We start from the raw sequence: 23,550 nt of genomic DNA, 5'->3' as shown, positions 1-23,550 counted from the left end.
TGAGGTGTGACATCGGTTCCGTCCGGCCGGACAAACGTCCAATCGGTGCTGCGGTCGGCGTGTCCCGCGTCACCGGCGTTACTCTCGTCGGCGTGCAAGCCGAACCCCACCTGCCGCTCCCGGCCGAACTGCCGTTGGTCGACGAGCCGGGCGGAACCGATGTCGACCTGAAGACCCAGATAGTCCGCTTCACCCTCACCGGCGGCCTGTCGGCGATCGTCGACTACGGGATCTACAGCTTCCTGCTGAACCTGATCGGCCTGCCGGTCAGCGTCGCCAAATCGATCAGCTTCATCGCGGGCACCACCACCGCCTACCTGATCAACCGCCGCTGGACCTTCCAAGCCCCGCCGAGCCGCGCCCGCTTCATCGCCGTCGTGGTCCTCTACGCGATCACCTTCGCCGTCCAGGTCGGCATCAACCAGATCCTCTACGCCACCCTCCCCGACGACTGGTGGCGCCAGCCCCTGGCCTTCGTCATCGCCCAGGGCACCGCCACTGTCATCAACTTCGTCGTCCAACGCCTGGTCATCTTCAAAATCCATTAGCCGCTGTCGAGCGGAGTCGCATGGTGGCTCTGACCCCCACGCGCAACCACCATTCGACTCTCCTCGACGCGTAGGTGGTCAGTGGGGTAGTAGTTGGGTTGCTTTGGTGTTGAAGTAGTCGCCGCCCTTGGCACGGATGTTGTCGGTGCCCCAGTCTCGCTGCTCGCGGGCTGCGGGGACCAGATGTGGGATGTGCTTGCGGCAGTGGATGTATGCCTCTTCCACGTCGACGACCACCCAATGTTCGGCGGCTCTCCCCTTGACGTTGTCGGGTAGTTCGGGGACGGTGCGGCGCAGCGCGGTGTCGTCGACGATCCGTGCCGAACCGTTGATGTGCAAGCCGATCAGATCCTGGGCGAAATCGATTAGCAGGATGCCTACGTGTGGGTTCTCCAGGATGTTGCCGAGACTGGCGTGTACGCCGTTGCCGCGGTATTCCGGATAGGCAATCGTGCGCTCGTCGATCACGTGCAGAAAGCCGGCCAGGCCCGCGCGGAAGCTTGCGTCGCATTCGCCGTGCTTGTCCGAGGTGGCGATGAACGCCATATCCATCCGGGCGATGAATTCGATCATCGTTGGATTCAGCCGATCGAGTACTTGATCTTGGTAGAAGCGTTCGGCCCGGTCCTGCGTACCGTACCTGTCCTGCAGTTCGTGCTCACCGTCACTGCCGCAATGTGTACCGGGCATCTGCGCCCCCTCTGGTAGCTGGAATCCGGCACACCGCAACAGGTTCGACGCTGAGCCCGCGACTAAACCGAAATTCCGTCCATTTTAGTCTGGCAACACAGCAAAATCCATGTTGAGAATGCACTGAAACTTTAGTTAGCGCAAGGGTTTCCACAGATTAGCCACAATCCGACCGGCCGGAATATTTAGCCGCGGCCGGTCGGATCGAGCACGGCTCAGGCCGGCGTCAAAGTCACCGGAACGCCATTGAAGACCGCATTCCCGGACGGCACATCCACCACCGAATCATCGGTCAGCACATTGGCATTCACCCCGGCGTGCGCCCGGGCCACCGTCTGCGAACTATCGGTATGACCCCACCCGTGCGGCAGACTCACCACCCCCGGCATGATGGCATCGGTCGGTTCCAGCGGCACCGTCAGCGTCCCCGCGGCAGACTTCACCACGGCGGCATCGCCGAGCCCCAACCGCGCCACATCCGCCGGATTGATATGCAGCGTGCAGGTATTCGACCCGCTGACCAGCGTCGGGATATTGTGCATCCAACTGTTGTTGGATCGCAGTTGGCGCCGTCCGATCAAAACCACATCGGGCGCGGCGTCGGCGAGCTTGGCCCGCATGCGCGCGACATCGTCCAGCAATGGCTGCGGCGCCAATTCCACCTTCTTGGACGCCGTCCGCAGCACGCCCGGCAGTCGTGGCCGCAGCGGGCCGAGATCGACGCCGTGCGGATTGTCCAGCAGCACTCGCAGATTCAGCGTCCCGCCGTTCCACTCGCCGTAGGGCCCGAGCCGCAACATCATGTCGATGCGCTGTTCGGTGCTGTTCGCCCCGATGAGTTCGGGCCGCCGTTCCGATATGCCGGCCTTGTGCAGTGTGCCCGCGATGATCAACTCGTCGACTGCCGCCAAAGGGTCCTGTCCAGTCGAGCCCGAATGCGGCTGACCGGTCAGCGCCGCGCCGAGGCGCGCCAGAACCGCGGCCTCCGAGGGCCGGTCACCGAGCGGTACCAGCGGCGGCGAGTACCGCGTGTAATTGCGGACCGCGAACTGCAGCAGCGCGAAGTCGTAGTGCGGCGACTGCACCGGCCGCGGCGGGGGCAGGATCACGTCGGCGTGGCGTGTGGTCTCGTTCAGGTACCGGTCCACGCTCACCATGAATTCCAGTTCCGCGAATGCCGCGTCCAACCGCGCCCCGCTCGGCGCGGAGAGCACCGGGTTCCCGGCGACGGTGACGAGCGCGCGCACCTGCCCGGCCCCCGGCGTGGTGATCTCATCGGCCAACGTCGCCACCGGCAGCTCGCCCATCGCCTCCGGCAGCCCGCGCACCCGGCTGGCCCAGCGCCCGGTGCGGAACGGCTTGGTGCGATTGATGCCGCCGGCCGCCGCATTCGCGAACATCGCGCCACCGGGTGAGTCCAGATTGCCGGTCAGCACATTGATCACCTCGACCAGCCACTGCGTGACCGTGCCGAATTCGGCTGTGCAGGTACCGATTCGCGCGTAGACCGCCGCGGTCGGCGCGGCCGATAGCTCACGGGCGAGCCGAAGCACCGTCTCGGCGGGTACGCCGGTACGCTCCGCGACCACTTCCGGGGTGAATTCCGCTGCGGCCGCGCGCACCTCGTCCAGTCCGGCCACCTCGACCTTGATATCGGTCAGCTTCTCCGCGAACAGGGTATGCACGATCCCGAACAACAGATATGCATCGCTACCAGGCCGAATGAACAGATGCTCATCGGCGAGCTTCGCGGTGCGGGTCACCCGGGGATCGACTACCACGAACTTGCCGCCACGCTTGCGCAAAGCCTTCAACCGGCCCGGGAAGTCCGGTGCGGTACACAGCGATCCGTTCGACTCGAGCGGATTCGCGCCCAGCATGAGCAGATAGTCGGTGCGATCCAGATCCGGCACCGGCACGGTCAGTGGATCCCCGAACATCAACCCGCTCGCCACCTGTTTGGGCATCTGGTCCGCGGTGCTCGCCGAATACAGATTCTTGGTGCCCAGCGCCCGGATCAGCACGGGCAGATACAGCGCACCGGCCACGGTATGTGCGTTCGGATTGCCGAGATACAGTGCCGCCGATTGATTTCCGTGCTCGGCCACGATCGCCGGGAAGCGCTGCGCGATAAGATCTAATGCCTCGTCCCAGGACGCCGTGCGCCAGGTGTCGGTCGCCCGGTCCCGAATCATCGGTTCGGTCAGCCGATCCGGATCCTGATCCAGATGGCCGAAGCTGGCCCCCTTCGGGCAGATGAATCCCTTGCTGAACGGATCCTCGCGATCACCGCGAACCGAGGTCACCCGGTCTTGTGTGTCGAGCGTGATCTCGAGTCCGCAGACTGCCTCGCACAGCGGGCAGGTCCGCAACAGCGTCCGGGTGTCATCAGTGATCTGGGCCATACGCCTATCATCGCGCGCGATGGATATCCGCGCATGACGAAATCAGAATGACCGGTACGACGCTCCGCCGCCGGTCCGCGACGCCAATCCTGGCGCACCCATAGACCGGCAAAAGACGCGGAGAGGCGGGGGAGCGTACGTCAGCAGGCGACGGTGGTGGCGACGGTCTCGCCGCGACGCGAAAGCGCCGAGCGAACCGCCGCGCCGATCGCGACGACCGGCGGGATCCAGCGAGCCTCACGCGGGGCCACGCCCCAGCAAGCCTCGCCGGTGGTGAGCTGAGTGGGGGGCAGCGGGATGCCGTCGCCGTCGGTGTAGACGGTGGCGCCCGCCTCGCGCAGCGCCTCGAGCGCCATCGTGGCCTTGCGCAAGCCGGTGACGAGGTGGATCTCGCGACGCTCTGCGCCGGGGATCTCGATCACCGGACCGGTCAGGTCGTTCGCGCGCAGGAACCGGCGTACCTCACCGGCCAGCTCACCGCTGATCTCGATGCCCGACAGGTCCTCGTCGGTGATCAGGCAGATTCCGTTGGCCGTTTCAGCGATCGTCCACCCGCGCTGGATGTAGTCCTGCGCCGCGGCAGTCATTTCTGCCGCCGATGCGGAAGTCGGAAACGTGGTGCGCACTGTCTTTCTCCATTCCCCGATAGATCTGGGTCCTGCATACGTGGGGGGTATCGGGACGGGGTGGGCAGAGCGTTACGGGTTGTACAAAAGATCTTGGTTACTGTCGGGTTCGTCTCACCCGGTGCGCGATGGCTATCGCCGAGACACCTATTGGCGGGTGGTGAAATTGGGGGAAGGATCGCGATATGAGTTCAGCATCGCGTAGCGATTCCGTGGGGGGTGGCGGTCGGGCGTCTGGTGGGCCGGATGAGTCCAATGGCGCCGGGGTGCCGGGTTCGGCAGAGCTCGATACCGAATCACGCTGGATCGCTTGGAAAGAGAAGCGATTCGCGCGCGGCTCGGAGGGGCCGGAACCCGCCGAGCCCTTCGAGAGTCCGCGGGCCTGGAGCGCCGAAGCGGCCCGCGGCCTGCTCGACGTGCAGTTCCACCGTCCCGCGACCCGGACACTGCTGCCGCTGGCGTACATGCTCGGCCTGGCCTTCGCGATCGGCATCCCGATCACGCTGACGGTGCTGATGTGGCAGGTCTCGGCGGTTCTCGGGGTGCTGGCCGGTTTGATCGCGGTACCGCTCGGCCTGACCATCGCGGCCGTCGTGCGCCTGCTGCTCGAATTCCTGGAGAACGCGTCCAAGCTGGCGTCCAGGGTCGAGCACATCGCCGATCTCGCCGACGATCTGTTCCAGGCGCTCTCCGATGTCGCCGAGCCGGTCAACCAGCTCTCCGAAGACGTTCGCGCCGTGCAGTTCTGGCGCTTCCGCAAGCGCGGCGAAAGGAAGTAAAACCGGGCTTAATTACCGGATCATCGCCAGCCGGAACCTGTTCGGCTTTGGTGCGCCATTGGCGTACCTGGGACACCCATCGTGACCTGTGTCAGTTTTACTGTGAAACAATGCTGTTCGGGTTTCCGGATATCGCATGCCGATACCCGATCAGGAGAAGCATCGGACCGGCTGGCGCGGGAGGTCAACCGGGTGATTCGGCGCATGGCGCTAGGGGGAAAGCATGGCTTTACCGCAGGGCACGACCGGTTCGACCATGCCCCGCAGGCAGCTCGGACGGCATCTGCGCGATCTGCGCAACCGGGCCAGGATGACCACCAGGATGGCGGCCCAGCAGCTCGAGTGGTCCGAGGCCAAGATCTGGCGCATCGAAACCGGGCAGACCTCGCTGCGCAGTCTGGACGTCGAGGCCATGTGCAAGATCTACGGTGCGCCAACCGATCTCGTCGAACCGTTGACCGCACTGGCCAGGGAGACCAAGGCGCGGGGCTGGTGGACCGGATACGGCGATGTGATCGCCGAGGGTTTCGAGGTGTACATCGGGCTCGAGGAGGCCGCCCGCGCGCTGTCCACCTATGAGAACGAGCTGGTCCCCGGGCTGCTGCAGACCGAGGCCTATGCCCGCGCGCTGCTGCGGTCCGCGCGCCCGGACGCGCCGGAGGCCGAGATCGATCGCCGGGTCCAGTTGCGCATGGCCAGGCAGGCATTGGTCACCCGCAAGGATGCGCCGCTGCAATTGGATGTGGTGATCAGCGAGGCGCTGCTGTGGCGCAGAATCGGTGGTGCCGCGGTGGCCGCCGAGCAGTTGGAGCACCTGCGGCGGATGTGCGATCGGCCGAATGTGCGAATTCAGTTGGTGCCCTCGGATTCCGGCTATCACGACGGCATGGATTCCGGCCGATTCGTGCTGCTGGAATTCGCCGAGGCACAGGGGGAGCTACCAGAGCCTCCGGTGGTTTACCTCGAGGCATTCACCGGTCCGGTGTACCTGGACAAGGAACCCGAAATCGAGCGGTACCGAAAGGCTTTGGCGAGCATCAAGTCGGTCGCGGTGGACGCGCGCACCGGCATCGAAGAAGCGCGCGAGAGTATCTAGTTCCCAGCGCCTACCGCACCGCGAACCTCGCTCGTAAGACGAGCTCCGTGGTGGCCGGGAAGGCGTGGTGGGTGAGTGCTCAGCACTTCTGGCGGTTACCCCAGGTGCGCTCGAGCACCTCGCGATGCGTGGGGAGCGCCGATTCGTAGACCTCGCGCCCCTTTTCGGTGAGACAGACGAAAATCGCACGCCGGTCCTCGGCGCACATGCTGCGCGAGACCAGGCCGTCACGCTCCAACCGCGCGACCGCGCGCGAGAGCGCGCTCTGGCTCAGGTAGATGTCGTTGGCCAGATCGCTCATCCGGTAGTCGCCACACGCGGCGTCGATCAGCCGGTCCAGCGTCTCGAACTCGCTGAGGCCGATATCGTGCTTGCCCTGCAGCTCTTTCTCGAGCGCACAGCTCACGGCGGCGTGCCGGTCGAGCAGCTCACGCCACTCGGCGACCAACCCGGTGGGCGCTGCGTCGCGCCCGATTAATTCTGTTGTCGACGGCTTCGACATGGCCCTATCCTAGTGCTCCGCACCGGCTGATGCAAGCGCATTAAATGTGTTGGCATTTAATGTCGGCGCATGTAATGTTCCGCCCATGACTTCTGCAGCAACCCTTTCGGCCGCGACGGCGACCGATCCGATCAGATGGTCCACCCGTCTCTGGGGCATGCTGATCACCCTCTGCATTGTGTTGTTCCTCGATGGTCTCGACGTCTCGATGATCGGCGTCGCGCTGCCGTCCATCGGCGCCGAACTCGATCTTTCGACCTCTACCCTGCAGTGGTTGGTCAGCGGTTATGTGCTCGGTTACGGCGGCCTGCTGCTGCTCGGCGGGCGCACCGCCGATCTGCTCGGGCGGCGCAAGGTCTTCCTGATCGCGCTCGCCGTCTTCGCGCTCGCCTCGCTGGCCGGCGGTCTGGTCACCACCGGCCCGCTGCTCATCCTGACCCGCTTCGTCAAGGGCCTGGCCGCGGCATTCACCGCCCCGACCGGTCTGTCCATCATCACCACCAACTTCGCCGAGGGCCCGGCCCGCAATAAGGCGCTGTCCATCTACACCGTGTTCGGCGCCGGCGGTTACTCCATGGGTCTGCTGTTCGGCGGTCTGATGACCGGCATCGGCTGGCGCTGGACCTTCCTGCTTCCGGTTCCGATCGCGCTCGCCGCACTCGTCGCGGCCTGGGTGCTGGTACCCAAGGACGAGGCCGCCGAGGAGGGCGGGCACGACATCCTCGGTGCGCTGCTGTCCACCGCGGGCATGCTGTTGCTGGTCTACACCGTGGTCTCCGCACCGGAGGTCGGCTGGGGTTCGGCACGCACCGTCGGTTCGTTCATCGGCGCCGCTGTGCTGTTCGCCGGATTCGTCGCGGTGGAGAAGAAGGTGCGGTACCCGCTGGTGCGCCTCGGCATCCTGCGCAAGGTGACGCTGGTCCGCGCCAGCCTCGCGATCATCGCGGTCGCGGGATCGTATTTCAGCTGGCAGTTCATCGTGACCCTGTACCTGCAGGATTCGCTCGGTTGGTCGCCGCTGAAGCTGGCGATGGCGCTGCTTCCGGTCGGTCTGCTGGTCGTCGCGTCGGCGTTCTTCTCCGATAAGCTCGTCGACCGGTTCGGCACCGGACCGATCATCGCGATCACCATGGTCGTGATGGCCATCGGCTACCTGCTGTTCCTGCGGTTGGACACCACCCCGTCGTATCTGACGATGATCCTGCCCGCGGTACTGCTGATCGGCATCGGCTGGGTCGGCTTCCCCGCCATCAACATTCAGGCGACCAACGGCATCGACGACGACGAGCAGGGCCTGGCGGCCGGTGTGCTGCAGACCTCGATGCAGGTCGGCGCGGCCATCGTGCTCGCGGTGAATACCGCGATCATCTCCTCGGGCGACCACGGCGCGAGCACTCCGTCCGCGATGCTCGACAACTTCCGGCCCGGACTGCAATTCGCCGCCGGTGTCGCCATCGTCGGCGCGCTCATCGCCCTGACCGCATACCTGCCCAGGCGTGCCAAGGCGCGGGCGCAGGAGCCGGAATTGGAGCTCGTCGGCTGAATCCCCTCCGCCGACGGTAAGTCGAACGTCACCGCTTCCCTCCCTCATCGGGGGCGGTGACGTTCGGCGTTTTCACGAGAAGGGCGGTGCGGCGGCGTCCTTGGGGGAGCGGACGTAGGTCAGCGGCCGACCGTCGAGCCCCACCTTCGGCCATTCGATGCCCAGCCGCGGATCGAAAGCGTCGATTTCCCGGTCGAATTCGGGGGAGTACTCGAGTGAACACAGATAGGTGACGGTGGAGTTGTCGGCCAGCGACAGGATCGCGTGGCCGAGCCCCTCGGACAGGAACATCGAGCGCCGGTCGACATCGTCGAGCACCACGCTGTCCCAGTGTCCGTAGGTCGGCGAGCCCGGCCGCAGGTCGACGACCACATCGAGAAACGCACCGCGCACACAGGTCACGTATTTGGCCTGCCCCGGCGGATCCTCGGTGTAGTGGATGCCGCGCAGCACCCCGGCCGCCGAGACCGAGCAGTTGACCTGGCGCAGATCGAACGGCCGACCGGTCACCTTCTCGAATTCCGAGGCCTTGAACGATTCGCAGAACATGCCGCGGTCGTCGCCGAATTGCTGCGGGGTGATCACCCATGCGCCCGGCACAGTGAGTTCACTGAACTGCATCGCTCACCAATCCCGTCCGCGCTCGAGCAGATCGAGCAGATAAGTGCCGTAGCCGGAGCGAACCAGCGGTTCGGCCAGTGCGCACAGCTGTTCGTCGTCGATGAAGCCCTGCCGCCAGGCGACCTCTTCCGGCACACCGATTTTCAGGCCTTGGCGCTGTTCGATGGTGCGCACATAGTTGGCCGCGGCGAGCAGCGAATCGAAGGTGCCGGTGTCCAGCCACGCGGTGCCCCTGGCCAGCACGTCCACGCGCAGCCGATCCTGTTCCAGATAGGCGCGATTGATGTCGGTGATCTCGTATTCGCCACGCGCCGACGGCCGCAGCCCGCGCGCGATCTCCACGACATCGTTGTCATAGAAATACAGACCGGGGATGGCGTAGTTGGACCGCGGCACCTTGGGCTTCTCCTCGATCGAAACCGCTCGGCCCTCGGTGAACTCGACGACGCCGTACGCGGTCGGATCCGAGACCCAATACGCGAAGACCGCGCCGCCGTCGATACCGCGGAAGCGCTCGAGGCTGGTGCCGAGCCCGGGTCCGTGGAAGATATTGTCGCCGAGTACCAATGCGGCGCTGTCGCCGCCGATGTGGTCGGCGCCCAGGACGAAGGCCTTGGCGAGTCCGTCCGGTTCCGGTTGCACCACATAGCTGATCGCTATGCCGAATTGCGAGCCGTCGCCGAGTAGGCGGGCGAACGCCTCGGCGTCCTCGGGCGTGGTGATGACCAGGATGTCCCGGATGCCCGCCAGCATGAGGGTGCACAGCGGGTAGTAGACCATCGGCTTGTCGTAGACCGGGACAAGCTGCTTGCTGACCCCGCGCGTGATCGGATGCAACCGGGATCCCGTGCCACCAGCCAAGATGATTCCGCGCATGGTCACCGAGTCTGCCAGGCCCATCGGGCTCGGCTTCGGCGAGGTTCCGACTTGCCTACAAAATGATCACGGACGTTTGCCGACCCGGCGCGGCGGGCGATAAGTGTTGCGTAGGTCACGTTTCCGTGATGTTCTGAAACATCGCTGTGTCACCCACTGACGGCCCGACCGCGTAGGGCTCCGGAAGGTGGGCGCAGTGGATACGTGTGAGTCAGCGTCGACTCTTACCTGGGTTACCGTTCGGTCGGGCTCGGCGCGCCAGTGGTGAGGTAGGTGCGCGATGTCGGTGACCAGCGTAAGTGAACTGGACCCGCATGAGCCCGGTCTGTTGATGAACCCGGAAGGCCCGAGCGCGCCCGCGCGACTGCTCCTGGCGACCTGCCTCGGCGCCGTGCGTCCGGTGCTGCGCCTGTTTCCGATCAGCCGGGCGACCATCCCATTCGGCGCCGCCGCGATCGACACACTGGCCTGGTTCCGTCCGCAGCCGCGCGGCGTCGATCGGGAACAGGTGGCGCTGAACGGCTTCCGGATGGAGATCCTGCGTCCCTCCGGAGGTTCGCGCGCCCTGCGGCACGGCGCGGTGCTGTACATGCACGGTGGTGGCTTCGCCGTCTGCGGACTCGGCACCCATCGTCCCATCGCGGCCAGCCTGGCCCGGCGCACCGGACTGCCCGTGGTCAATGTCGACTACCGCCAACTGCCTGGGCGCAATATCTCCGAGGCGATCGAGGACTGCCTGACGGCCTACCGCTGGCTGCTGCGGCACGGCGCGGACCCGTCCCGGATCATCTTCGCGGGTGATTCGGCGGGCGGCTTCCTGGCCTTCACCACCGCACTGCGCGCGATCGAGACCGGTCTGCCGTCCCCGGGTGGGCTGGTCGGGCTGAGCCCGCTGCTCGATCTGGACTACGCGGCCAAGCGGGACTACGTGAATGTCGAGCGCGATCCCTACCTTCCACTGTCCGCACTGGAGGCGGTCGTGCGGATCGGCGCCGAGGTGGACGGGGTGCTGGATCCGCTGGTCTCGCCGGTCAACGGCGCCTTGGCGAGTCTGCCGCCGGTGCTGCTGATCACCGCCGAGGACGAGTTCCTGCGTTATGACTGCGAGCTGATGGCCCGCAGGCTGACCGCGGCCGGTGTGCCGAACGCGCTGGAGATCTGGCGCGGTCAGGTGCACGCCTTCATGGCCATTGCCCCCAATCTGCCCGAGAGCAGGATGGCGCTGGCCCGGGTTTCCCGGTTCGTCCGCGCCCGCCTAGAGCAAACACAACAGGCTCGGACGGCTTGACCTGGATCGGCCGGACGAGTCGCGGACCCCGTCCCCTGACTGAGCTTTTCGGCAGCCAGGAGACGGGGTTCACAGCTTGCGCCGCGGGCGGGGAATTTCCGTGTGTCGGTCCGGAGAATTCCCTGAGCTGTGAATATCGGCCGCCATTTAGTTCGGTCGTATTCACCTTCTGTTCATTTTATGGATAGGTGAATTTCTCCCTGACTCCTACTGTGTCAGACAGTTGTGATGGTTCCGTAATGGGGGCCGAACAGCGGAAACCCCGCCAGATGGTGACTGGGCGGGGTTTCCGGCTGATTTTTAGTTGTGTAGAGCCCGCTGTTCGACTTACTTGGCCGGGGCCGGCGCGTTGAACGGCGAGGAGGTGGTGGCGAAGTACTGGATCGCCGCACCGATCGCGACCGGAGCCGTGATGAAGATCTGGCCGGCCAGGGTGCCGAGCGCGCCGATGGCGATGATGCCGGCGATGCAGCCGACCGCGGCGGCCGGGATGAAGGGGCCGAACAGACCGACGATGGTGGCCGAGGCGACCGTCGCACCGGCGATACCGCCGAGGACGCAGCCGACGGCGCCGCCGCCGAGACCGCCGACCAGGGTGCCGATGGTGGCGCCCATGGCGATGGTGTCCTTCATGCGGTTGAAGGCGGCGACCTCACGGTCGTACTGGGACTTGAACGGCGCCTGGTCCTCGTAGGGCAGCGCGACGGGCTTGTAGGTGGCCTTCGCCATGTCGAGCTGCGGGGTCAGGGTGGCGGTGTGGTCGGAGATCTCCGCCGCGACCGGGAATTCGAAATCATCGATGCGAGCCGTGAGCGGGGTGCCCGCGACGGTGGTGCCGTTGGCGGCCTTGATCTTGAGGGCGTTGTCCTCGACGACCAGCGAGCCACCATCGATGGTGATGATGGACTGGGTGTCGGTGGCCTGCGCGGTGAAGTTGATCGGGGCGTCGGCGGACTCCGCCGGAGCCGCGTTGACGGTGCCTGCGGTGATGCCCATGGCGGCGATCAGCAGTGCCGACGTTGCGGCGAATTTCCTCATCAGCATTTTGTTCTGGACCTCGATGTGAAGCGTTCGGAGGGGACTAGACGATCGAAATCTAGACCAGCTAACGCGTGGTGAACCGTTTGTGACCGTTTATTCAAATTTTGTTCACCATCGAGACTCGCGGCTTGGTGGGTTCTTTGAAATGTGTACGCTGACCATGGTTTTTCGCGGGATTCTGAATTATTCGTCTTTCTTTACAGCCGCTTAGCGTGATGAAGCTCACAGATCCGAAACCTGGCCGCGCAGGTAGGTGCGGGAAGCGGCTCCGGCGACAGCACGCCGCCGCAGCGACGTAAGGTCGGGGGGTGCGACTGCTTGTAACCGGCGGGGCCGGGTTCATCGGTGCGAATTTCGTCCAACAGACCGTGGCCGAGCGTCCCGACGCCACCGTAACCGTCCTTGACGCCTTGACCTATGCGGGGAATCGGGCATCGCTCGAGCCGGTGGCCGACCGCATCGATTTCGTGCACGGCGATATCGCCGATCTGGATCTGGTCGACGAACTCGTCAGCGGAGTCGACGCCGTGGTCCACTTCGCCGCCGAATCGCATAACGACAACTCCCTCGCCGAACCCTGGCCGTTCGTGCAGACCAATATTGTCGGCACCTACTCGCTGCTGCAAGCGGTACGCCGCCACGACGTGCGCTACCACCATGTCTCCACCGACGAGGTCTACGGCGATCTCACCCCGGACGGGCCCGCCTTCGACGAGAACACCCCCTACAACCCGTCGAGTCCCTACTCGGCCACCAAGGCCTCGAGCGATCTGCTGGTGCGCGCCTGGACCCGCTCGTTCGGCGTGCGCTCGACAATCTCCAACTGCAGCAACAACTATGGGCCGTACCAGCATGTGGAGAAGTTCATCCCGCGCCAGATCACCAATCTCATCGATGGGGTTCGGCCGCGGCTCTACGGCGCCGGACATCAAGTGCGCGACTGGATCCACGTCGACGACCACAACCGGGCGGTGTGGGACATCCTGGAGCGCGGGCGGATCGGTCAGACCTATTTGATCGGCGCGGACGGCGAACTCGACAACAAGTCGGTGGTGCGGATGATCCTGGAGGCCTTCGACCGCGATCCGGATGACTTCGACCACGTCACCGACCGTGCCGGCCACGACCAGCGCTACGCGATCGATGCGTCGCTGCTGCGCACCGAACTCGGTTGGACACCGAGGTATTCGGACTTCCGTGCCGGACTCGCGGCGACCATCCAGTGGTACCGGGACAACGAATCCTGGTGGCGTCCGGCCAAAGCCACGACCGAGCGGGCCTACGCCGCCGCGGGCGAAACGACGATCAAGGCCTGAGCTCCCCCGAGCCTTTTTGGTCAGCCCCAGACGATCGAGTAGTACTTCCACAGTGCCGCGATCAGCGCGATCAGCGCGGCCACGATGATCGTGATCGCCGGACCCTTGGTCGGGGTCCGGCCGCGGACGTCGGTGAGCCGCAGCGGCATCCAGCGCAGCAGTACCACCAGCGCGACGATCGCCAGCGGCACGAAGTACCGGCCCTGCACGCCGTCGATGATGTAGTAGTCGACCGGCGTGAACGACATGTACAGCGTCACGTAGATCATCGCGACGCTCGCGAGCACGGTCAGCGCGACGATCAGCGTGCGCCGGAAGGTGGCGGTCGCGGTGTTCATCCGATCCGCGATTCCGACGCTCACCGCGAAGGCGAGCAGGCAGGCCAGCATCGAGATGGCGGGGACGTCGATGTAGGCGAAGCCGAGTTCACCGAAGAACTGGCTGAACCACCGCTCGTCGCGCAGCGCGATGCTCTCGCCGAAGACGTTCACGAAATTCACCGGGTCGGTGAGGATTGCGTGCAGCTGATCGCCGGGTCGAACCGAATTCCATTGGTGCTGTGGGCGCATCAGGCCCATGCCGTCGCCGGTCGGTGCGGCGATCTTCATCCAGACCGCGAATGCCGCCGCGCCCAGGGCCGCGAAACCCCATGGGATGAAACGCTTCCAGCGGGAATCACTGCCGAAGGCGAACCGGTTGGCCGGCACCAGCACCACGAGCATGGCGAGCAGCACGTAGGTCGGCTTGCTCACCGGCAGCAGGACAGTCGCCGCCAGCAGTGCGGCGGTCTCGACGCGACCCAGGCCATTACCCAGGAACAGCGCCTTGACCAGCAATGCGGAGACCAGGATGGCCAGCGCGTTGGTCATGGTGTCGGCGGTGATGGTGCCCGCCTGGAAGACCGCGATCGGCAGCACGGCGACGGTGAACGCCAGCCACTGCACCCGATGTGCGCGCAGCGCGTAGAGGCCGAATCCGACGAGGGCGAGGTAGACGGCCAGGCCGGCGAGTCGGGTCATCAGCATCATTACGCCGACGTTGACCCCGAACAGCTCGGCGAGCCGAATGCCAATGGCGGCAGGGATATACGGCACCGGCGAGTAGGCGGCGGTATTGGTGAACCAGACCGGTTCCTCGGTCTTCGATACCGCGGCGTTCTCCATCCGGGCGTAGCTGCCGGGGTCGGCCACCATCGGGTCCGGCTCTTCCGGATTGGTCGTGTAATCGTGCAGCGCGTAGCCCATCAGCACCGTGATGCTGGACGGCACATCACCGCCGTAGGCGATCCCGCGAGCGTCGTGGATCCGCTCGGGGCGGAAGCCGCCGTGCGCGACCTGGTAGGCACGACCGAATTGGGTGATCTCGTCATGGCCCCAGAACGGCGGGGTGATCCAGGCGAACAGACCGCCGAAGACCGCGGCGACGATGGTGAAGGCGATGGTGGCGGCGCCGAAGCGGGCCACGATCCGGCGTCCGAGATCGCGCGCCGGATTGGTTGGGCCCTCGGTTTCCGGTCTGCTCGAATCGCCGTCGGTGGCAGCGGATTCGGCGTCGGTCGCGGGTGGTGGAGTCGAATTGTCCACGGCCGCATTGTTATCCGCGGCCGGTTCCGAGTTCGATTCGGTTGTGGCCCGATCCGCAGAGGTGGTCAACGCCCGGCTCCACCGGTGCGCGCGTCACCGCCGCTGGCGACTGCCTGCTTGTCGTCCGCGTTGACGGCCGAATACCGCAGGTAGACCAACCGGGCGGCCTCGTGCCGGGAGCGCCGGATGCCATCCAGGATCAGGCCGGCGGTCCACGCCAGGCTGCCGAGCAGCAACAGCGTGAAGCCGAGGAACAGCGTCGGGAAACGCGGCACCTCATGGGTGTTGTAGAACTCGACCACGATCGGGATGGTCAGGATGATCGAGACCAGCCAGCTCAGCGTGCCGAACAGTCCGTAGAACGCGACCGGCCGCTCATGTCTGGCCAATCCGATGATCAGCGCCAGGATCTTGAATCCGTCGTGATAGGTGCGCAGCTTGCTCTCACTGCCCGCGGGTCGATCACGGAAGCCGACCGGAACCGCGGTCTGCGGTACCCGCAGGTGCAGCGAATGCACGGTCAGCTCCGTCTCGATCTCGAATTCGCGCGAGACGGCCGGGAAGCTCTTGACGAACCGGCGGGAGAACACCCGGAAGCCGCTGAGCATATCTTCGACGTTCTCGCCGAACACCTTTCCGACGACACCGTTGAGCACCTTGTTACCGGTCTCGTGGCCGGAGCGGTATGCCGATGCGCCCTCATCCTGCTTACGGACGCCGAGCACGTGGTCGTACGGGCCGTCCAGCAGCGTCTTGATCATCAGCGGCGCGGCCGACGCCTCGTAGGTGTCATCGCCGTCGATCATCAAGTAGATATCGGCCTCGATATCGGCGAAGGCGCGGCGTACCACATTGCCCTTGCCCTTGGTGTGTTCGTGGCGCACGATCGCCCCGGCCGCGCGGGCCCGTTCGGCGGTCGCGTCGGTGCTGAGGTTGTCGTAGACGTAGACGACGATTCCCGGCACGGCGGCCTGCAGGTCGGCGACGACCTTGGCGACCGAAGCCTCCTCGTTGTGGCATGGCACCACTGCGGCAATTCGGAGCTCGGTGGAGTCCACCCGGTCAATCCTCGATGTCGGCGGTGAATGGGGAACACCGGGAGGGTACAGGGCTGCGTCTCTTGGTGCTCACTCGGTTCGACGAGCGTACTGGGGTACCTTCGCCAAGTGTCTTACCCGGAGCAGCCCGTGTCATTCTCTGAGCGATCCGGTCCGCCGATGATCGATCCGGAACCACCGGTGCACGAGCCGCTGACCGCGAAGGTGATCGCCGCGCTGCGGCGTGGCGGTGCGTTCCTGGTGGTCGGCGCGATCGGGTTCCTGGTCGACGCGGGCACCTATAACTTGCTGGTGTTCTGGGGCGGCGAGGGCGTGCTGTACCACGCGCCGCTGCCCGCCAAGATCATCGCGATCGCCGTGGCGACCGTGGTGACCTACTTCGGTAACAAGTGGTGGACCTTCGGACACAAGAAATCCGACAATCCCGGGCGCGAGTATCTGTTGTATGCCGTATTCAACGTCGTCGCTATCGGTCTGCAACTGGGTTGTCTGGGCTTCTCCCGCTACGTTCTCGACCTGTCTTCACCGCTGTCGGACAACATCTCCGGCACGCTCATCGGCCAGATCGTCGCGGTGGTTTTCCGCTATTGGGCCTACGACAAATTCGTATTCGTCGGTTCGGCGAATTCATCCGCTAATAACGGGCAACATAGATGATTGATGGTGGCTGGGTCGTTGGACAGGCAGTCCCCGAGTCCGGTTGCTATCCTCGGCCCCGCCGCGAACGGCATCAAGGGGCGTGTCTGTCCCGTCGGCACAAAACGATTTCGAGGACTTCATGGATCAGTCGGCTACCCAGGCCGTGACCGAGACGAATGACCGCCCTTCGACCGCGCCCGCCTCGCTGCGCGCCGATCATCAGGCGCCCGATCGGCTGGTGCTGCAGCGCGGCATCTTCACCGGGCCGTCGGCGAAGGTGAGCGACGAGCTGTATGCCGTCGTCAAGGGCCGCGCGCATCGGGAACGCCTGGAGCTGAGACTGGAGAAGGGCGCCTCCGCCCACACCAATACCTACTTCGGGCGGTTCGCGGCCAGCTACTGGCAGCGCTGGACCACCGTCACCGAGGTGCGGGCGACCATGGTGCTGGACGTGACAAAGAAGGCCCGCGTCCGGGTGGTCGCCTCCGATATCGCCGGGCACCGCCGGATCATCGAGACCGCCGAGGTCGACGCGAGCGGCCCATTGACCTTGACCGCACCGCTGGACCAGTACGTCGACGGCGGCGCACTGTGGCTCGAATTCGACGCCATCGGCGGCGAACTAGGCATCTCCGCGCAGACCTGGACCTCGACCGCGCCCGATCATGTGCGTCCGGTCGCCATCGCGATCTGCACCTTCAACCGGGCCGCGGACTGCGCCGAGACGGTGGCCGCACTGGCCTCCGACGCACCGATTCTCGAGGCCATCGACGCGGTCTATGTGGTGGATCAGGGCACCGATCTGGTGGAGAACCAGCCGCGTTTCCAGCAGACGCTGCCGGTCTTCGGCGACAAGCTGCAGTACATCAGGCAGCCGAATCTCGGTGGGGCGGGTGGCTTTACCCGCGGCCTGTACGAGGTGTCCGCGGTCAACGAGCACGCCGACGTCATCCTGATGGACGATGACATCCTCTGCGAGCCGGAAACGGTATTGCGGCTCAACGCTTTCGCCAATATGACCGTGGAACCGACCCTGGTCGGCGCGCAGATGCTGTTCCTGCTCAACCCGGATTACCTGAACGTCGGCGCCGAGGAAGTGCATCTGCACGAGCTGAAGCACGGCCAGAAGGTGCCGAAGGCGTTGCGCAACACCAGCATGCTGAAGAAGAACCAGGAGCGCCGCGTCGACGCGGGGTACAACGCCTGGTGGACCTGCCTGATCCCGGCCGAGGTGGTCGCCAAGATCGGGCTGCCGGTGCCGATCTTCTTCCAGTGGGACGATGTCGAATACGGCATCCGGGCCCGCGAGAACGGGTTCGTCACGGTCACGCTGCCGAATGCCGCGGTGTGGCATGCCGACTTCTACTGGAAGGACTACGACGACTGGGCGCGCTACTTCAGCACGCGCAACTCGCTCATCGTCGGTTCGCTGCACACCGATCTCGACGGCAAAGCCATTACCCGCCAACTGTTCCGGAGTCTGGCCGAACACCTGGTCGCCATGCAGTACGGCCTGGTGCACACCACGCTGCAGGGCATCGAGGATTTCCTGCAGGGCCCGAAGATCCTGCGCGACGGCGGCATCGCGGCCCTGGCCGCCGCCCGCACCAGCCGCGGCGACTACCCGGAGACCATCAAGCATCCGGCCGCGACCCCGCCGGTCCGTTCGGCCGATATCCAACTGCGCCGCGCCGGTGGCGAACCGAGCCGGGTCACCGCGGTCCTGATCAAGCGGGCCATCGCCCAGTGGACCGGCCGCACCCAGCACGGCCTGATCGGCATCACCCGCGAGGACGCGTACTGGTGGCATGTCGCGCTCTTCGACCACGTGGTGGTCACCGATGCCTCGCAGTCCGGCGTCCGAATCCGGCAGCGCGACAAGGCCCGTGCCCGCGCCCTGCTGATCCGCACCATCCGCGTCCTGCGCCGCCTCCGCCGCGAACTGCCCACCCTCACCCAGCAGTACCGCGCCGCCGTCCCCGAACTGACCAGCCGCGAGAACTGGGAGCGCCTCTACGGCCTCGAGCCGAACTGAGCCGAACATTCGCCGCGCACGACTTGGCCGCGCATTGATTTGCCGGTCATTTCGCGCGCGGCGGGTGAAGACGTGCGCGAAGTTGGCTCAAAGTTCGGCGGGTACGTGACCGCCGACCTTCCTGACACGGGTCGCCTGTGTGCTCAGTGGAGTGCGGCTTCGAATGCGATGTGTGCGCGCTCGTCGAAGAGGACGAAGCGCACTTCCGCTACATTCGTCGCCGCGTTGCGCACCGTCTCGATGGCGATCCGCGCGCCGTCTTCGATCGGCCAGCGGTAGATGCCGGTCGAGATGGCCGGAAAGGCGACGCTACGCGCGCCCAATTCGTCTGCCACCCGCAGGGATTCGTGGTAGCAGGAGGCCAGGAGCGCGGAACGGTCCTCGGTGGCGGACCAGACCGGGCCCACGGTGTGGATGACCCACTGGGCAGACAGACGCCCCGCCGTGGTGGCGACGGCCTTTCCGGTCGGCAGACCCTTGCCGTAGTGCGACGCCCGTAGATCGCGGCAGGCATCGAGAATTTCGGGACCGCCCGCGCGATGGATCGCGCCGTCGACCCCGCCACCGCCGAGCAGCGAGGAATTGGCCGCGTTGACGATCGCGTCCACCGACTGCTTCGTGATATCGCCCCGGACCAAGATGATGGTGACCACGGCATCGACGGTAGCGGCCCGCTCGGCCATAACCGACCGAACGGCCACCCTCGGCCGGATGGCGTGTCGAGGGTGGCCCTCAGTGGCGAACTCAGAGGAACAGGTCGGTGGTCAGTTCGGCGTCGCCGGGGACGACTCGGTACTTGTCGAGGTCGGTGATGCCGTGGGCGGCGAGGACCTCGTCATCGAGGAAGAAGTTGCCGCTGGTCTCCTTCGCGGGGGAGGTGAGGACCAGGTAGGCGGCATCGGCGTAGATGTCGGGGGTGCGGGAGGTGGCGATCATTTCCTCGCCGCCGAGCAGATTCTTGACCGCGGCGGTTGCGATGGTGGTGCGCGGCCACAGCGAGTTGACGGCGATGCCGTCGCCCTTGAGTTCTTCGGCCAAACCCAGTGTGGTGAGCGACATTCCGTACTTGGCGATGGTGTAGCCCAGCGCCATGCCCGCCCATTTCGGGTCCAGGTTGAGCGGCGGGGACAGGGTCAGGATGTGCGGGTTGCGGCCCGCCGCGGCCGATTCGCGCAGCGCGGGAATGCTGAGCTTGGAGAGCAGGAAGCTGCCTCGGCAGTTGATGTCCTGCATCAGGTCATATTTCTTCATGGAGATGGCGTCGGTGGGCGACAGGTCGATCGCCGATGCGTTGTTGACGACGATATCGATGCCGCCGAACCGCTCGACGGTCTGGCGCACGGCCTCGGCGACCGACTCATCGATGCGCACATCGCCGACGAAGGGCAGCACCGTGCCGCCCAAGGCCTCGAGCTCCGCCGCCGCGGTATGGATGGTGCCGGGAAGCTTCGGATGCGGCTGGTCGGTCTTCGCGATCAGGGTGATATTCGCGCCATCGGCAGCGGCCCGCTTGGCGATCTCCAGACCGATGCCGCGGCTGCCGCCCGACATGATCATCGTCGCGCCCGCGAGCGGCTTCGATCCCGGTTCCGTCATGACCTGCTCCTGTCGTCTGTGCCGAGGGTGGGTGCGCCCGCGGCGTGCCGACCCGTTGCGCGACCGGCGAGCAGTCGCCAGCGGGTGTTGTGCACGATAAGCGTAACCCAGGCTCCTATGAAACCAGTTGCATAGGGTGGTCGCGGAAAGGGCGTCGGAACCCGACGCCCTTTCCGCCGCCGTCAGATGCTGGAGGCTCCGGCGATCAACAGAATGTTCAGCAGGATCATCAACGCTGCGAAGCCCCAACTGATGTAGACGAAGACGATGCCGGGCGTCTTCTGCGGAACCGGGCCGATCGCACCGTTGAGGAAGAAGACCGCGGGCGGCTTGTAGTAGAACAGTGCGCCCTGACCTTCCTGAATCGCGGCGGTCGCATTCGCCGGGCCCATATCGAACAGCCAGGGCGTGGTCACCTTCACGTGGTACTGCCCAGGGCCGACCGGAATGTGGTTCTGACCCCATCGGGTATTCGGCACCCGCTGGCCGTTGATCAGGATCTTCGGCTTGGTGATCGCCAACAGGAAGGCGAACCATTCATAGGAGGCGTCCACGGTGATGCCAGGCGGAGCCGGTGCCTGCTGGGGACCCGGTTGCCCGTAGGGCGCCTGTCCGTACGGCTGCTGCCCATAGGGCTGAGCAGGCTGACCATACGGCTGCGGCGCGGGTTGCGGCTGGCCGTACTGCGGCTGCGGAATATGCGGCTGACTGCCGTACTGCGGCTGCGGAATATGCGGCTGGCTGACCGGTGGCTGCCCCGCTGGCGGCGCGTACTGCGGTGGCGCGCCGTAGGGATTCGGCGCGCCCTGCGGCGCCGGCTGACCATACGCGGGCTGCCCGGGCCATTGCCCGGGCTGGCCCTGAGGCGGATACCCGCCGGGGTAACTCATCGGAACCCTCCCGTTTAGCGATTGTGCGTGCCGACCCTACCGTGTTGCTGTCGGATTCGCTGGGCCCGACGGGGTCGGGCAGGCCGCTGTCCGGGCCCGCCGATCCCCGTCGGGCTGCGGCGGATTCAGCGCCGCGAGCTGCGCTCCTGGTAGAACTGCCGCTGCTGCTTGCGAATACCGCGCCACTGCTTCGCGCGTTCGGCCTGCAGCCGCTTATCCGATCGCGCTGCCATCCAGGCGTTTTCCCGTTCGAGCTTGCGGTAGCTGTCGAAACGCCGCTGGGTGAGCGCACCGTTGTCGATGGCTTGCCGTACCGCACAGCCGGGTTCGCCATTGTGCGCGCAGTCGTCGAATCGGCAGTGCGCCGCGAGGGATTCGACATCGCTGAAGGCTTTCTCGATGCCTTCGGCCGCATCCCACAGCCCGATGCCGCGCAGTCCGGGCGTGTCGATGAGTGTGCCGCCGCCGGGTAGCGGCCGCAGCTCCCGATGCACGGTGGTGTGCCTGCCCTTCTTGTCGACCGTGCGGACGGCGTTGGTGGCGAAGGCTTCCTGGCCGAGCAGGGCATTGGCGAGCGTCGACTTCCCGACGCCGGACGGACCGATCAGCGCGACGGTGCCATCGAGCATCGCGGTGAGCACATCGAGCCCGAACCCGCTGTCCGCGCTGACCGCGAGCGCGACGGCGCCGGGTGCGACGGCCTGCACCTCGTCGAGCGGAATATCCAGTGCCGCATCGGCTTTGGTGAGCAGCACGATCGGCTGCGCATTGCTCTCCCAGGCCAGCGCGAGCATCCGCTCGATCCGCCCGAGATCGACATCGCCATCGGCCGCGCTGCAGATCAGCACGGTATCTACGTTCGCGGCGAGCACCTGGCCCTGTGCGCGTCCGTCGACGGCCGAGCGCATGATCGCACCGCGGCGCGGCAGCAGTTGCCGCACATTCAATTCGGCGTCGATGCTCACCCAATCACCGGTGCACAGTCCGCTGATTTCGGAGGAGACAGCCGGCGCAACCGCGGACGGTCCCCGTCCAGGCCAGTTCAAACGTGGGCACCGGGCACGCGCGGGTCCGGTCGGTGTCGCGACATCACATTCGCTGCGATCCATCCGGATCACCCGAGCGGGGACGCACCCATCCTCGATGAGCGAGTCATATTCATTGGCAACGGCTTCGGTCCAGCCGTAAGGGACAAGGAGGTCGTAGTCGACCATGATGGAAGGAGTCCTTCGTCGAGCGCCGAGCCCGACCAGGACTCAGCGAGAGGTGTCCGAGGTGGAAGTCCGTGCGGCAGTGTGCGTTCGCACAGCTGACCCGGGCACGGCAATCCGTGCATTCCTTGTCACGATTTCCACCTCCTCACTCATCTCTCGACGTTGCTCGCCCACCTTGGCACGGCGCGGAAAACCCGCGCAACCTATTTTTCGTCGGGAGTCTTCTCGCCCGGACTCGGCTTGCCGAACTGCTCGTTGCGGCCCAGGCTGCGCAGGTGGAACCATTCGCGCAGACCGGCCGGATCGCGGCGAGTGACGAGGAAGAACCAGGAGAAGCGGATCCATTCCTGGGGGAGCAGCTTGCGCATGCCGGGCTGGGACATCAGATAGCCGCGGTTGCGGTAGGTGAAGTAGCGCTTGACCGGGTCGTCCGGGTATTGGGTGTGCATGCGGCCGCCGAGGATCGGCTTGAATTCGGCGGCGCCGTTGGGATGCAGGTAGGCCGTCTGTAGACAGGTGCCGAAGGGCAATCCGGAGCGGACCAGCCTGCGATGTACCTCGACCTCATCGCCGCGCACGAATAGCCGCAGGTCGGGAACGCCGATCAGGTCGACAGCCTGCGCCGAGATCAGTGCGCCGTTGAAGAGCGAGGCGATGCCGGGCAGGAAATCCTCATCGCCCAGCTCGGAACGTAGCCGCCGCCAGACCACACCCCGGCGCAGCGGGAAGGCCAGACGATCGGGTTCGTCGATATCGCAGACCACCGGCGATACCTCGACCAGGCCGTGGCGGCCCGCGCAATCGAGCAGGGTGGCAAGGACTTCCGAACCGTCGGGGCGGCCGTCGTCGTCGGCCAGCCATACCCAGTCCGCGCCGAGGGTCAGCGCGTGCAGCATGCCGAGCGCGAAACCGCCGGCGCCGCCGAGATTGTGGGCCGAGCCGAGATAGGTGCATTCGAGCGGCTGCTGGGCGACCAGATCCGCGACCTCGGGTTCGTTGCCGTTATCGACCACGATCAGGTGGTCCACCGGGCGGGACTGGGAGGCAAGGACTTTCAGCGATTCCGCGAGCAGTTCGCGGCGCTTGTGGGTGACGACTACGGCGACGATTTTGGCGTCGGGGCCGGTGCCGGCCGGGGTGCGCGCGGCTTCGATCTGTGCGGGGGAAGGGTCCTCGGAGTCGTCGACCAGGTCGTCCGGGGTTT

Annotated in this window: 22 protein-coding genes; 8 read left to right on the top strand and 14 right to left on the bottom strand. The window is 65.8% G+C overall.

Going from position 1 to position 23,550, the window contains the following annotated elements; genetic code table 11:
- The first annotated feature begins 92 nt into the window (after nucleotides 1-92).
- Entirely contained in the window at nucleotides 93-548 is a 456-nt protein-coding gene (locus ACHQ4I_RS01525; RefSeq protein ID WP_420769817.1) for a GtrA family protein, read from the top strand.
- A 78-nt stretch (nucleotides 549-626) separates the two neighbouring features.
- Here ACHQ4I_RS01525 and ACHQ4I_RS01520 read toward each other — a convergent pair whose 3' ends face one another.
- The 3 genes from ACHQ4I_RS01520 to ACHQ4I_RS01510 form a co-directional block, all read right to left on the bottom strand.
- Nucleotides 627-1,238, bottom strand: coding sequence for a pyridoxamine 5'-phosphate oxidase family protein (locus tag ACHQ4I_RS01520; protein ID WP_420769816.1), 612 nt, complete (start codon nucleotides 1,236-1,238; stop codon nucleotides 627-629).
- 215 nt (nucleotides 1,239-1,453) lie between these two features.
- Nucleotides 1,454-3,643 carry a molybdopterin-dependent oxidoreductase gene (locus tag ACHQ4I_RS01515; RefSeq protein ID WP_420769815.1) on the bottom strand — a complete coding sequence of 730 codons (2,190 nt, stop codon included), beginning with the start codon at nucleotides 3,641-3,643 and terminating at the stop codon, nucleotides 1,454-1,456.
- A 140-nt stretch (nucleotides 3,644-3,783) separates the two neighbouring features.
- A complete protein-coding gene (locus ACHQ4I_RS01510) occupies nucleotides 3,784-4,269 on the bottom strand; it encodes a hypothetical protein (RefSeq protein ID WP_420769814.1) in 486 nt (161 codons plus the stop codon).
- A 185-nt stretch (nucleotides 4,270-4,454) separates the two neighbouring features.
- Here ACHQ4I_RS01510 and ACHQ4I_RS01505 point away from each other — a divergent pair, with 185 nt between their 5' ends.
- Both ACHQ4I_RS01505 and ACHQ4I_RS01500 read left to right on the top strand, forming a co-directional pair.
- Nucleotides 4,455-5,048 (top strand): DUF4282 domain-containing protein, encoded by a 594-nt coding sequence (locus ACHQ4I_RS01505; protein ID WP_420769813.1) that lies wholly within the window; start codon nucleotides 4,455-4,457, stop codon nucleotides 5,046-5,048.
- A 223-nt stretch (nucleotides 5,049-5,271) separates the two neighbouring features.
- Nucleotides 5,272-6,144 carry a helix-turn-helix domain-containing protein gene (locus ACHQ4I_RS01500; protein ID WP_420769812.1) on the top strand — a complete coding sequence of 291 codons (873 nt, stop codon included), beginning with the start codon at nucleotides 5,272-5,274 and terminating at the stop codon, nucleotides 6,142-6,144.
- Nucleotides 6,145-6,223: 79 nt separating this feature from the next.
- On the opposite strand, the gene ACHQ4I_RS01495 is transcribed toward ACHQ4I_RS01500, so the two are convergent.
- Nucleotides 6,224-6,646, bottom strand: a complete 423-nt coding sequence (locus ACHQ4I_RS01495) for a MarR family winged helix-turn-helix transcriptional regulator (RefSeq protein WP_420769811.1) — start codon at nucleotides 6,644-6,646, stop codon at nucleotides 6,224-6,226.
- An 85-nt stretch (nucleotides 6,647-6,731) separates the two neighbouring features.
- Here ACHQ4I_RS01495 and ACHQ4I_RS01490 point away from each other — a divergent pair, with 85 nt between their 5' ends.
- Nucleotides 6,732-8,189, top strand: a complete 1,458-nt coding sequence (locus ACHQ4I_RS01490; protein WP_420769810.1) for an MFS transporter — start codon at nucleotides 6,732-6,734, stop codon at nucleotides 8,187-8,189.
- 72 nt (nucleotides 8,190-8,261) lie between these two features.
- Here ACHQ4I_RS01490 and ACHQ4I_RS01485 read toward each other — a convergent pair whose 3' ends face one another.
- Together ACHQ4I_RS01485 and rfbA are read right to left on the bottom strand one after the other, a co-directional pair.
- Complete coding sequence (locus ACHQ4I_RS01485) at nucleotides 8,262-8,810, bottom strand: dTDP-4-dehydrorhamnose 3,5-epimerase family protein (RefSeq protein ID WP_420769809.1); 549 nt, start codon at nucleotides 8,808-8,810, stop codon at nucleotides 8,262-8,264.
- A 3-nt stretch (nucleotides 8,811-8,813) separates the two neighbouring features.
- Complete coding sequence (gene rfbA / locus ACHQ4I_RS01480; RefSeq protein WP_420769808.1) at nucleotides 8,814-9,686, bottom strand: glucose-1-phosphate thymidylyltransferase RfbA; 873 nt, start codon at nucleotides 9,684-9,686, stop codon at nucleotides 8,814-8,816.
- A gap of 286 nt (nucleotides 9,687-9,972) precedes the next feature.
- On the opposite strand from rfbA, the gene ACHQ4I_RS01475 reads away from it, so the two are divergent.
- Nucleotides 9,973-10,974, top strand: coding sequence for an alpha/beta hydrolase (locus ACHQ4I_RS01475; RefSeq protein ID WP_420769807.1), 1,002 nt, complete (start codon nucleotides 9,973-9,975; stop codon nucleotides 10,972-10,974).
- Nucleotides 10,975-11,301: 327 nt separating this feature from the next.
- Here ACHQ4I_RS01475 and ACHQ4I_RS01470 read toward each other — a convergent pair whose 3' ends face one another.
- Nucleotides 11,302-12,018 carry a DUF8020 domain-containing protein gene (locus ACHQ4I_RS01470; protein ID WP_420769806.1) on the bottom strand — a complete coding sequence of 239 codons (717 nt, stop codon included), beginning with the start codon at nucleotides 12,016-12,018 and terminating at the stop codon, nucleotides 11,302-11,304.
- A gap of 305 nt (nucleotides 12,019-12,323) precedes the next feature.
- Between ACHQ4I_RS01470 and rfbB the strand changes: the two genes are divergently transcribed.
- Nucleotides 12,324-13,331 (top strand): dTDP-glucose 4,6-dehydratase, encoded by a 1,008-nt coding sequence (gene rfbB / locus ACHQ4I_RS01465; protein ID WP_420769805.1) that lies wholly within the window; start codon nucleotides 12,324-12,326, stop codon nucleotides 13,329-13,331.
- A gap of 20 nt (nucleotides 13,332-13,351) precedes the next feature.
- Here rfbB and ACHQ4I_RS01460 read toward each other — a convergent pair whose 3' ends face one another.
- Both ACHQ4I_RS01460 and ACHQ4I_RS01455 read right to left on the bottom strand, forming a co-directional pair.
- Nucleotides 13,352-14,914, bottom strand: a complete 1,563-nt coding sequence (locus ACHQ4I_RS01460) for a DUF2142 domain-containing protein (RefSeq protein WP_420769804.1) — start codon at nucleotides 14,912-14,914, stop codon at nucleotides 13,352-13,354.
- Nucleotides 14,915-14,979: 65 nt separating this feature from the next.
- On the bottom strand, nucleotides 14,980-15,972 hold the full coding sequence (locus ACHQ4I_RS01455) for a glycosyltransferase (protein WP_420769803.1): 993 nt from the start codon (nucleotides 15,970-15,972) through the stop codon (nucleotides 14,980-14,982).
- A gap of 159 nt (nucleotides 15,973-16,131) precedes the next feature.
- Here ACHQ4I_RS01455 and ACHQ4I_RS01450 point away from each other — a divergent pair, with 159 nt between their 5' ends.
- Nucleotides 16,132-16,629, top strand: a complete 498-nt coding sequence (locus tag ACHQ4I_RS01450) for a GtrA family protein (protein ID WP_420769802.1) — start codon at nucleotides 16,132-16,134, stop codon at nucleotides 16,627-16,629.
- Nucleotides 16,630-16,750: 121 nt separating this feature from the next.
- Entirely contained in the window at nucleotides 16,751-18,646 is a 1,896-nt protein-coding gene (locus ACHQ4I_RS01445; protein WP_420769801.1) for a glycosyltransferase, read from the top strand.
- A 143-nt stretch (nucleotides 18,647-18,789) separates the two neighbouring features.
- On the opposite strand, the gene ACHQ4I_RS01440 is transcribed toward ACHQ4I_RS01445, so the two are convergent.
- From ACHQ4I_RS01440 to glfT1, 5 genes are all read right to left on the bottom strand, one after another.
- Nucleotides 18,790-19,299 (bottom strand): O-acetyl-ADP-ribose deacetylase, encoded by a 510-nt coding sequence (locus ACHQ4I_RS01440; RefSeq protein WP_420769800.1) that lies wholly within the window; start codon nucleotides 19,297-19,299, stop codon nucleotides 18,790-18,792.
- Between the two features lie 91 nt (nucleotides 19,300-19,390).
- Complete coding sequence (locus tag ACHQ4I_RS01435; protein ID WP_420769799.1) at nucleotides 19,391-20,242, bottom strand: SDR family oxidoreductase; 852 nt, start codon at nucleotides 20,240-20,242, stop codon at nucleotides 19,391-19,393.
- A gap of 182 nt (nucleotides 20,243-20,424) precedes the next feature.
- Entirely contained in the window at nucleotides 20,425-21,132 is a 708-nt protein-coding gene (locus ACHQ4I_RS01430) for a hypothetical protein (RefSeq protein ID WP_420769798.1), read from the bottom strand.
- Nucleotides 21,133-21,257: 125 nt separating this feature from the next.
- Nucleotides 21,258-22,346 (bottom strand): ribosome small subunit-dependent GTPase A, encoded by a 1,089-nt coding sequence (gene rsgA, locus ACHQ4I_RS01425; protein ID WP_420769797.1) that lies wholly within the window; start codon nucleotides 22,344-22,346, stop codon nucleotides 21,258-21,260.
- Between the two features lie 203 nt (nucleotides 22,347-22,549).
- The gene (gene glfT1, locus ACHQ4I_RS01420; RefSeq protein WP_420770162.1) at nucleotides 22,550-23,500 is read right to left on the bottom strand and encodes a galactofuranosyltransferase GlfT1; all 951 of its coding nucleotides are present in this window, start codon (nucleotides 23,498-23,500) and stop codon (nucleotides 22,550-22,552) included.
- Nucleotides 23,501-23,550 lie beyond the last annotated feature (50 nt).

It is taken from the genome of Nocardia nepalensis (assembly GCF_048910785.1).
Classification (GTDB): Bacteria; Actinomycetota; Actinomycetes; order Mycobacteriales; family Mycobacteriaceae; genus Nocardia; species Nocardia nepalensis.
Note: the sequence above shows the minus strand (reverse complement) of the source record. Positions and strands in the feature narration are given on the sequence as shown.

Bases quoted from the DNA above. Each gene is read 5' to 3' on its own strand.
- ACHQ4I_RS01520 (WP_420769816.1), bottom strand. From the start codon at position 1,238: ATGCCCGGTACACATTGCGGCAGTGACGGTGAGCACGAACTGCAGGAC.
- ACHQ4I_RS01515 (WP_420769815.1), bottom strand. From the start codon at position 3,643: ATGGCCCAGATCACTGATGACACCCGGACGCTGTTGCGGACCTGCCCG.
- ACHQ4I_RS01505 (WP_420769813.1), top strand. From the start codon at position 4,455: ATGAGTTCAGCATCGCGTAGCGATTCCGTGGGGGGTGGCGGTCGGGCG.
- ACHQ4I_RS01500 (WP_420769812.1), top strand. From the start codon at position 5,272: ATGGCTTTACCGCAGGGCACGACCGGTTCGACCATGCCCCGCAGGCAG.
- ACHQ4I_RS01495 (WP_420769811.1), bottom strand. From the start codon at position 6,646: ATGTCGAAGCCGTCGACAACAGAATTAATCGGGCGCGACGCAGCGCCC.
- ACHQ4I_RS01490 (WP_420769810.1), top strand. From the start codon at position 6,732: ATGACTTCTGCAGCAACCCTTTCGGCCGCGACGGCGACCGATCCGATC.
- ACHQ4I_RS01485 (WP_420769809.1), bottom strand. From the start codon at position 8,810: ATGCAGTTCAGTGAACTCACTGTGCCGGGCGCATGGGTGATCACCCCG.
- rfbA (WP_420769808.1), bottom strand. From the start codon at position 9,686: ATGCGCGGAATCATCTTGGCTGGTGGCACGGGATCCCGGTTGCATCCG.
- ACHQ4I_RS01470 (WP_420769806.1), bottom strand. From the start codon at position 12,018: ATGCTGATGAGGAAATTCGCCGCAACGTCGGCACTGCTGATCGCCGCC.
- ACHQ4I_RS01450 (WP_420769802.1), top strand. From the start codon at position 16,132: ATGATCGATCCGGAACCACCGGTGCACGAGCCGCTGACCGCGAAGGTG.
- ACHQ4I_RS01445 (WP_420769801.1), top strand. From the start codon at position 16,751: ATGGATCAGTCGGCTACCCAGGCCGTGACCGAGACGAATGACCGCCCT.
- ACHQ4I_RS01435 (WP_420769799.1), bottom strand. From the start codon at position 20,242: ATGACGGAACCGGGATCGAAGCCGCTCGCGGGCGCGACGATGATCATG.
- ACHQ4I_RS01430 (WP_420769798.1), bottom strand. From the start codon at position 21,132: ATGAGTTACCCCGGCGGGTATCCGCCTCAGGGCCAGCCCGGGCAATGG.
- rsgA (WP_420769797.1), bottom strand. From the start codon at position 22,346: ATGGTCGACTACGACCTCCTTGTCCCTTACGGCTGGACCGAAGCCGTT.